This is a genomic window from Stenotrophomonas sp. STEN029, assembly GCF_056760015.1.
Map to the genome: position 1 here is coordinate 1 of NZ_JBRREC010000142.1, position 7,525 is coordinate 7,525.

5 protein-coding genes and 1 pseudogene are annotated in these 7,525 nt (G+C 64.9%); 1 reads left to right on the forward strand and 5 read right to left on the reverse strand.

Annotated elements, in window-relative coordinates:
• Positions 1–143: 143 nt before the first annotated feature.
• The 5 genes and pseudogenes from eda to zwf all read right to left on the reverse strand — a co-directional run bounded on the left by eda (position 144) and on the right by zwf (position 6,182).
• Positions 144–803, reverse strand: a complete 660-nt coding sequence (eda, locus tag ACVOLI_RS19830; protein WP_481615692.1) for a bifunctional 4-hydroxy-2-oxoglutarate aldolase/2-dehydro-3-deoxy-phosphogluconate aldolase — start codon at positions 801–803, stop codon at positions 144–146.
• A gap of 39 nt (positions 804–842) precedes the next feature.
• Positions 843–2,752 (reverse strand): annotated as a pseudogene (gene edd / locus ACVOLI_RS19835) (phosphogluconate dehydratase).
• 138 nt (positions 2,753–2,890) lie between these two features.
• A complete protein-coding gene (pgl, locus tag ACVOLI_RS19840; RefSeq protein ID WP_481615693.1) occupies positions 2,891–3,610 on the reverse strand; it encodes a 6-phosphogluconolactonase in 720 nt (239 codons plus the stop codon).
• Positions 3,607–4,614 (reverse strand): glucokinase, encoded by a 1,008-nt coding sequence (gene glk, locus ACVOLI_RS19845; protein WP_481615694.1) that lies wholly within the window; start codon positions 4,612–4,614, stop codon positions 3,607–3,609. Before glk ends, pgl begins: the two co-directional genes overlap by 4 nt.
• Positions 4,611–6,182 carry a glucose-6-phosphate dehydrogenase gene (gene zwf, locus ACVOLI_RS19850; RefSeq protein WP_481615695.1) on the reverse strand — a complete coding sequence of 524 codons (1,572 nt, stop codon included), beginning with the start codon at positions 6,180–6,182 and terminating at the stop codon, positions 4,611–4,613. Before zwf ends, glk begins: the two co-directional genes overlap by 4 nt.
• A 185-nt stretch (positions 6,183–6,367) precedes the next feature.
• Between zwf and ACVOLI_RS19855 the strand changes: the two genes are divergently transcribed.
• Positions 6,368–7,462: an ABC transporter ATP-binding protein gene (locus ACVOLI_RS19855; protein WP_481615696.1), complete on the forward strand. Its 1,095-nt coding sequence runs from the start codon at positions 6,368–6,370 to the stop codon at positions 7,460–7,462.
• The last annotated feature ends 63 nt before the right edge of the window (positions 7,463–7,525 follow it).

Consider the following 7,525-nt stretch of genomic DNA (forward strand, 5'->3'; position numbering starts at 1 on the left):
AGCAACCAAACCACCTGCCTCCAATCCTCAAGGCTTCGGTACGGGCTTCGGTACGGGCGTCGGTACTGGCGATGCGTCGCCCGTATGCATCATCAGCTTCGCGGCTGACGCCGCTCCTACAACAACCTAGAAGCTGATTTGTGTCAGCCGGCGCGGGCTTGTTTGACGATGGCGGCGGCAGCGGCGGCGGACTTCTTCACTTCGTCCCATTGGCCATTGCGGATCCAGCTGTCCTGCACCATCCACGAGCCACCGATGCAGACCACGTTCTTCTGCGACAGGTAATCGCCTGCGGTGGCTTCGGTGATGCCGCCGGTGGGGCAGAGCTTGAGCTCCGGAATCGGACCGGCAACACCCTTGATCATCGCCAGGCCACCAACGGCGGTGGCCGGGAACAGCTTGCAGATGCGGAAGCCGCGCGCGACCAGCTCCAGCAGTTCGGTCGGTGATGCAGCGCCCGGAACCACCGGCAACGGCGCAGTCGCCAAGGCATCGGCCATGTGTGCGGGCGTGCCCGGGGTGACGATGAAGTCGGCACCGGCATCGATGGAGCGCTGCATCTGCTCGACGGTCAGCACGGTGCCGGCACCGACAACTACATCCGGCAGTTCGCGCTTGAGCATGGCCAGCGCTTCCATTGCCACCGGCGTGCGCAGGGTCAGTTCAATCGCGGGCAGGCCGCCTTCGAGCAGTGCTGCGCTGACGGAGCGCGCCTGGTCGAGGGTGTGCACGGTAACGACGGGCAGGATGCCGGCGGCGCTCAGCAGCTGCTCGGCGCGGTCCTGGTATTGGGCAATGTTCATGGAGTCCTCTTTGATAAAGGTGTACGCGAATCCTGGATCTCAGGCGTCGTTGGCTTCGTGTGGGGCGGCTGCTGCGGCATGGTCATGGCCGAGTTCGTATTCGGCGTCGTAGTCCCACAAGCTGCCGTCCGGACGGGCCGGGCCGCAGGAGATCGAGATCGCGCCCTGATCGGCCGGGCCGACGATGCGGCGGTTCATCGCGAACAGGTTGCGGCCCATGTCCGAGCCGGCCGGCGCGGTGTTGGCGGCAATGCCGCGGGCAGCCCATTCGGCGGCATCGACCAGTACTTCCAAGGTGCCGGCTTCACCATCCAGACGGATGATGTCGCCCTCGCGGATACGCGCGATCGGACCGCCGCGTGCTGCTTCCGGAGTAACGTGGATAGCGGCGGGGATCTTGCCGGAGGCGCCGGAGAGACGACCATCGGTGACCAATGCGACGCGTCGACCCTGGTTCTGCAGCAGGCCGAGCAGCGGGGCCAGCGAGTGCAGCTCCGGCATGCCATTGGAGCGCGGGCCCTGATAGCGCACCACCGCGACGAAGTCCTGCGGCAGGGCGCCAGCGGCGTGTAGTTTGTTGAGGATCTGCGGCGCATCGACGACCACGGCCGGTGCTTCAATCGTGCGGTACTGCGGCTTCACTGCCGACAACTTGATCAGCGAGCGGCCGATATTGCCACGCAGCAGGCGCAGGCCGCCCTGGGCTTCGAACGGATTGGAGGCGGGGCGTACCACTTCCTCGTCGCCGCTGACGTCAGGGCGGGCACGTAGCTGACCTTGCCGTCGGTGAGACGTGGCTCCTGGGCGAAGGCGCGCATGCCACCCTCGGCAATCGTGGTCGCATCGGCGTGCATCAGGCCGGCGTCCATCAGTTCGCGGAACACGAAGCCGGGACCGCCAGCGGCAGCAAAACGGTTCACATCGGCTTCGCCGTTCGGATAGACGCGGGCCAGCAGCGGCACGATCTGCGAGAGCTCGTCCATGTCGTCCCAGGTGAGCACGATGCCTGCGGCACGGGCAACGGCGATCCAGTGGATGGTGTGGTTGGTCGAGCCGCCGGTCGCCATCAAGGCGACCACTGCATTGACGATGGCGCGTTCGTCGATCAGGTGGCCGAACGGGCGGAAGTCATTGCCGAGCGCGCTTATTTCCAATGCGCGTGCGGTGGCAGCACGGGTCAGCGCGTCGCGCAGCGGCAGTTCCGGGTTGACGAAGGAGGCGCCCGGCAGCTGCACGCCCATCGCTTCCAGCAGGACCTGGTTGGAGTTGGCGGTGCCATAGAAGGTGCAGGTACCCGGTGCGTGGTACGAGGCTGATTCGGCTTCCAGCAGTTCTTCGCGGGTAGCTTCGCCTGCGGCGTAGCGCTCGCGGACTTCGGCTTTCTTCTTGTTCGGGATGCCCGGTGTCATCGGCCCGGCCGGCACGAACACCGCCGGAAGGTGACCAAAGGCGAGGGCGCCGATCAGCAGGCCGGGTACGATCTTGTCGCAGACGCCCAGATAGATGGTGGCGTCGAACATGTCGTGGCTGAGGCCAATCGCCGTTGCCTGCGCAATCACGTCACGCGAGAACAGCGACAGTTCCATGCCGCCACGGCCCTGGGTCACGCCGTCGCACATCGCCGGCACCGCGCCGGCAACCTGGGCGGTTGCGCCCAGCTCGCGTGCGGCATTACGGATCAACTCCGGGTAATGCTCGAACGGCTGGTGCGCGGACAGCATGTCGTTGTACGAGGTGATGATGCCGAGGTTTGGCGTCACGTCACCGCGCAGCCGGTCCTTGTCGGTGGGCCCACAGGCAGCAAAGGCATGGGCCAGGTTGCCGCAGCTCAGGCGTGCGCGGAACGGACCTTCGCGCAGCGCGGCATCAATCCCGGCCAGATAAGCCGCGCGCGACGGGGCGCTGCGCTGGCGGATGCGATCGGTGATGGCTTGGATTTTCGGATGCATGGCTTTATGGCTGGAATGAGGAGGAAGGTGCGGCTGGGAAAGCGGCGGGCTTCGGACTCTGTTTCGGGAAGGACCATCTCCAGCTCTTGCGAGCGGCAGGTGAGGTCCATTCCCGGTTCCGGATCCGCTGGTTCCCGCTCAAGGACACCAATGCACGCGCAGCTTGTTGCCGGGCGCATTGATTGCAGCAAGGATCGGGAAGGTGTTCACGTCGCCGGAGGCAAGTGCGGCATTGAGCACCTCGAGCTTCTGCTTGCCGCGGACCAGCAGCAGGCGCTGGTTGGCCAGCGCCAGGCCATGTGGGGTCAAGGTGATGCGTAGGGACCAGTGCTTGGCCACCGGGCAGCCGGTCGCATCCAATGCCGCATAAGGGTGTTTGCTCTGCAGTGCCTGCGGCAGGTCGGGCGAGCCAGGGAACAACGAAGCGGTATGGCCGTCATTGCCCATCCCCAGCACCACCAGGCAGGGTGGCTGTGAATGCGTGGCGAGCAGGTTGGCGGTGTGCACGCATTCGGCGATCGGCAGGCCAACGCGGACAAGCGGGTCAAAATGCGCACCCTCGGCATGACGCAGGAAGCTGTCACGTACCAGCCAGGCATTGCTGTCCTTGTCCTGCGGCGAAAGCCAGCGCTCGTCGGCCAGGCCAACTTCAACCCGCGCCCACTCCAGGCCCTGGTCGGACAACAGTTCGTAGATGGGAGCCGGCGTGGTGCCGCCAGACAGCAGCATGCGGGCGCGCCCGCGCTGCTCGATCTCCGCGCTCAGCAGCGCTGCCATTTCCTTGGCGACACCTTCGGTCCAGGCCTCTTCGTCAGCATGGCGGACAAGTGTGATGCGGTCGGAAACAGCGGCGTTCATGCGGTCACTCCAGAATTGGCGCGCTGCATGTCCAGCGCATAAGCAGTGGCACCGAGCAGGCCGGGGCAGGGATGGGTGATGGCCATCGACGGGATCTGCGACATCGTCGCGGAGAAGCGTCCCTTGCTTTCAAACCGTTGACGGAAGCCGGAATGCTGCAGCTGCTGCAGCAGGCGCGGTACCAGTCCACCGGTCAGGAACACGCCGTCCCAGGCGCCCTGCACCAACACCGCGTCACCGGCGACCGCACCGAATATCTCGAGGAATACTTCGACCGCACGACCCGCCAGCACATCACCTTCGGCAGCACGTGCGCTGACCTCGGCCGGTTGCAGCAGGCCCGGATCGGTACCGGCCATCTCGCAGATGGCCCGGTGGATGTTGACCAGGCCGGGACCGCAGACCAGGCGTTCGTTGGACACCCGCCCGAACTGCGCCGACAGGATCTCCAGGATGCGGATCTGTTCGGGCGAGTTCGGCGCAAAACTGGCATGGCCGCCTTCGGTGGCCAGCGGGTAGTTGCGACCATCGCGCACCACCAGTCCGCCAACCCCCAGGCCGGTGCCGGGGCCAAGCACGCAGTAGTTGCGTGATTCGCCCACCGCAGCGGGCTGCCAGCCAGCGCCGCCAACCTGCACGACATCGTCAACGCCGAGCAATGCGATCGACATGGCCTGGGCGACGAAGTCGTTGATCAGATGCAGCTGCTCGAAGCCGAGCTGCTCGGCAGTACGCGTGCGCGAGATGACCCACGGATGATTGGTGATGCGTGCTTCGTCACCATCGACCCGGCCCGCTACCGCGAACACACCGCTGCTGGCGGTCGCCCCACGCTGCTGCAGGTAGTGCGCGGCGGCGTCGGCCAGCGATGAGAACTGCGCCACCGGATACTCGTCGATGCTGCCCTGATCCAGCGGCGCGGCCGCGGCGCGGTCAGCCAGCGCGAAGCGTGCGTTGGTGCCACCAATATCCGCTACCAGTACCAGGTCGGTGCTGGGGATCACAGCCCCTGCTCCGGGCCTGCTTCGGCGGCAATGGATTCGGGCAGGAAGTCCTGTCCCAGACGCGGTCCCCAGCCGCCGGCCGGGTAGGGCTCCATCGGCAGGTCGGCGGCCTTCCAGGCATCGCTGACGCTGTCGATCCAGGCCCAGGCGGCACGGACTTCATCGTCGCGCACGAACAGAGCGTGGTTGCCGTTGAAGGCGTCCAGGAACAGGCGTTCGTAGGCGATGCGACGGTGCAGGCCGGTGGGAACGGAAAGTTCCAGTTCCAGCGGTTGCAGTTCCAGCGCTCCCCATTCCGGGCCGGCCAGCGAGCTCATCAGGCCGAGCTGGATGTTTTCCTGCGGCTGCAGCTGGAAGGTCAGGCGGTTGGGGGTGGCGTTCTTGCGGTCGGGGCGCTCAAACAGCCAATGCGTCACCGGCTTGAGGTTGACCTCGATGCGGGTGGTGCGTTCTGGCAGGCGCTTGCCGGTAACCAGGTGGAACGGCACGCCAGCCCAGCGCCAGTTGTCGATATGTGCGGTGACGCCGACAAAGGTCTCGGCCTCGCTGCCTTCCGGCGGCTGGTAGGCCTGCGCGGGCTGGCCATTGATGGTGCCCGCGGTGTAGCGGCCGCGCACGCTGTCCTTGGCCGCGTGCTTGGCGTCGAGCGGGCGCAGGGCGCGCAGCACCTTCACCTTTTCGTCGCGGATGCGGTCGGCTTCCAGCGATGCTGGCGGTTCCATCGCCACCAGGCACAACAGCTGCAGGATATGGCTCTGGACCATGTCGCGAAGTGCGCCGGAGCGCGAGTAATACGAGTCGCGGCCATCCACGCCATCGCTCTCGGCGACAAGAATGTGCACCGAGGCGATGTAGTTGCGGTTCCACACGGCCTCCAGCAAGGTATTGCCGAAGCGCAGCGCCATCAGGTTCTGTACCGCTGCCTTGCCGAGGTAATGATCAAGGCGGAACACGCGGTCTTCGTCGATCAGCTTGCCGATCGACTGCAGGATCTCCTCGGCGCTGTCGCTGTCCGAGCCGATCGGCTTTTCCAGCATCAAGCGGTTGGGTGCAGCCAGCGCGCCGCCCAGTGCCAGGCCTTCGCAGGTGGAGATGTACAGCCCCGGCGGGATCGCCAGATAGCTGACGCAATTGCGGTGGACCAGGTCCTTGACCGCTTCGGCGACCGATTCGGCATTGCGCAGGTCCACCGAACGGTAGTCGATACGGTTGAGCAGGTTGCTGATGTCATCCTGGCTGGCGTGCGGCATGGCTGCTTCCAGGCGCGGACGCAGCAGGTCGCGGAATTTCTCGGTGTCATGCGGCGACAAGGCCAGCGCACGCACACGGAAATCTTCAGGGAGCAGGCCGTCGCCAAGCAGGCGTAGCAGGGACGGGAACAGATAACGCTGGGCCAGATCGCCTGTGGCACCGAACAGGAAGAGGGTGTCGTGCATTGCGCGAGTTTCGGGTGCGGATGACATCGTTGTCAATTGTTCGTCTTCAAGGCCTGCGCCGCGATTGGGACGCCCGCGTCCTTCGGCGCGAGGGGGCGGGCGTGGGCAGTCTGGGCTTGTGCATTGCAGCATGCCGCGAGGGCGGGAGCAGGTCCGTGCAGCGGAGCGCAGGTGCCGTGTAAGAGCGACTGTGATGGTGCCATATGAATATGCTTACCGTGCACAATGTTTCGGATGTATACGATTGCAGGAAACTGTTCTGTCGTTGTAACGCAAGTGTTCCCCAGCTCCAGGTTTCGACTCGCAACGAGGTAGTGATGGCCAAGGTTCAATTCGACAGTGTGCGCAAGGTGTATGACAACGGTCAGGTCGCCGTTGCCGGGGCCAGTTTCGACATCGCCGATGGCGAGTTGATGGTGCTGGTGGGGCCGTCGGGCTGCGGCAAGTCCACACTGCTGCGAATGGTGGCTGGGCTGGAGGAGATCAGTGCTGGTCAGCTGCGTATCGACGAGCGGCTGGTCAACGACGTTGCACCGAAGGATCGTGACATCGCCATGGTGTTCCAGAACTACGCGCTCTACCCGCATATGACCGTGGCCGAGAACCTGGGCTTTGGTTTGAAGCTGCGCGGCCACGACAAGGCCGAGGTGCAGCGTCGTGTGCGGGAAGCCGCCGATTCCTTGGGTCTGACGTCGATGCTGGACAAGTTGCCGCGCGCGATGTCGGGTGGTCAGCGTCAGCGCGTTGCGCTGGGGCGTGCGCTGGTGCGCGAGCCGGCGGTGTTCCTGCTGGATGAGCCGCTGTCCAATCTGGATGCAAAGCTGCGTCACTCGGTGCGTACCGAAATTGCGCAACTGCATCGCAAGCTGGGCACCACGATGATCTATGTCACCCATGACCAGGTCGAGGCGATGACGCTGGGCCAGCGCATCGTCGTGCTCAATGAGGGGGTGATCCAGCAGATCGACACCCCCATGGCGCTGTATGACAGGCCGGTCAATCTGTTTGTTGCAGGCTTCCTCGGTAGTCCAGCGATGAATATGTTGCGTGGGCAACTGCGACGTGATGAAGCAGGTTCGGCGATGCTGTGGTTGGACGAGGGGCTTGGTATTGCACTCGACGCCGTGTCACTGGGCGCGCAATGGTTCGACAAGCCGTTGGTGGTTGGCGTGAGGCCCGAGCACTTGCAGCCCGGTGGTGGTGCAGCCGCGTTCAACGCGCGCATCGAAGGGTTGGAGCCGGTCGGAAACGAGATTTTCGTCAATCTGCGCTACGGCGAGCAGGCGCTGATCATGCGGGTGCCGCCACAGCAGCTACCGCAGGTCGGGCAGGAGATCGCAGTTGAGGTGAACGCATCGAAGCTGCACTTCTTTGATGCGGGTAGTGGCAGCCGCATCGAAGCAGAAGCTTGATCTCTGTAGTGCCGAGCCATGCTCGGCTGGAGCTTTACCGGTACAGCCCCTGCCGAGCATGGC

Coding starts and splice junctions, on each gene's coding strand:
- eda (WP_481615692.1), bottom strand. CDS start 803: ATGAACATTGCCCAATACCAGGACCGCGCCGAGCAGCTGCTGAGCGCC.
- pgl (WP_481615693.1), bottom strand. CDS start 3,610: ATGAACGCCGCTGTTTCCGACCGCATCACACTTGTCCGCCATGCTGAC.
- zwf (WP_481615695.1), bottom strand. CDS start 6,182: ATGCTGCAATGCACAAGCCCAGACTGCCCACGCCCGCCCCCTCGCGCC.
- ACVOLI_RS19855 (WP_481615696.1), top strand. CDS start 6,368: ATGGCCAAGGTTCAATTCGACAGTGTGCGCAAGGTGTATGACAACGGT.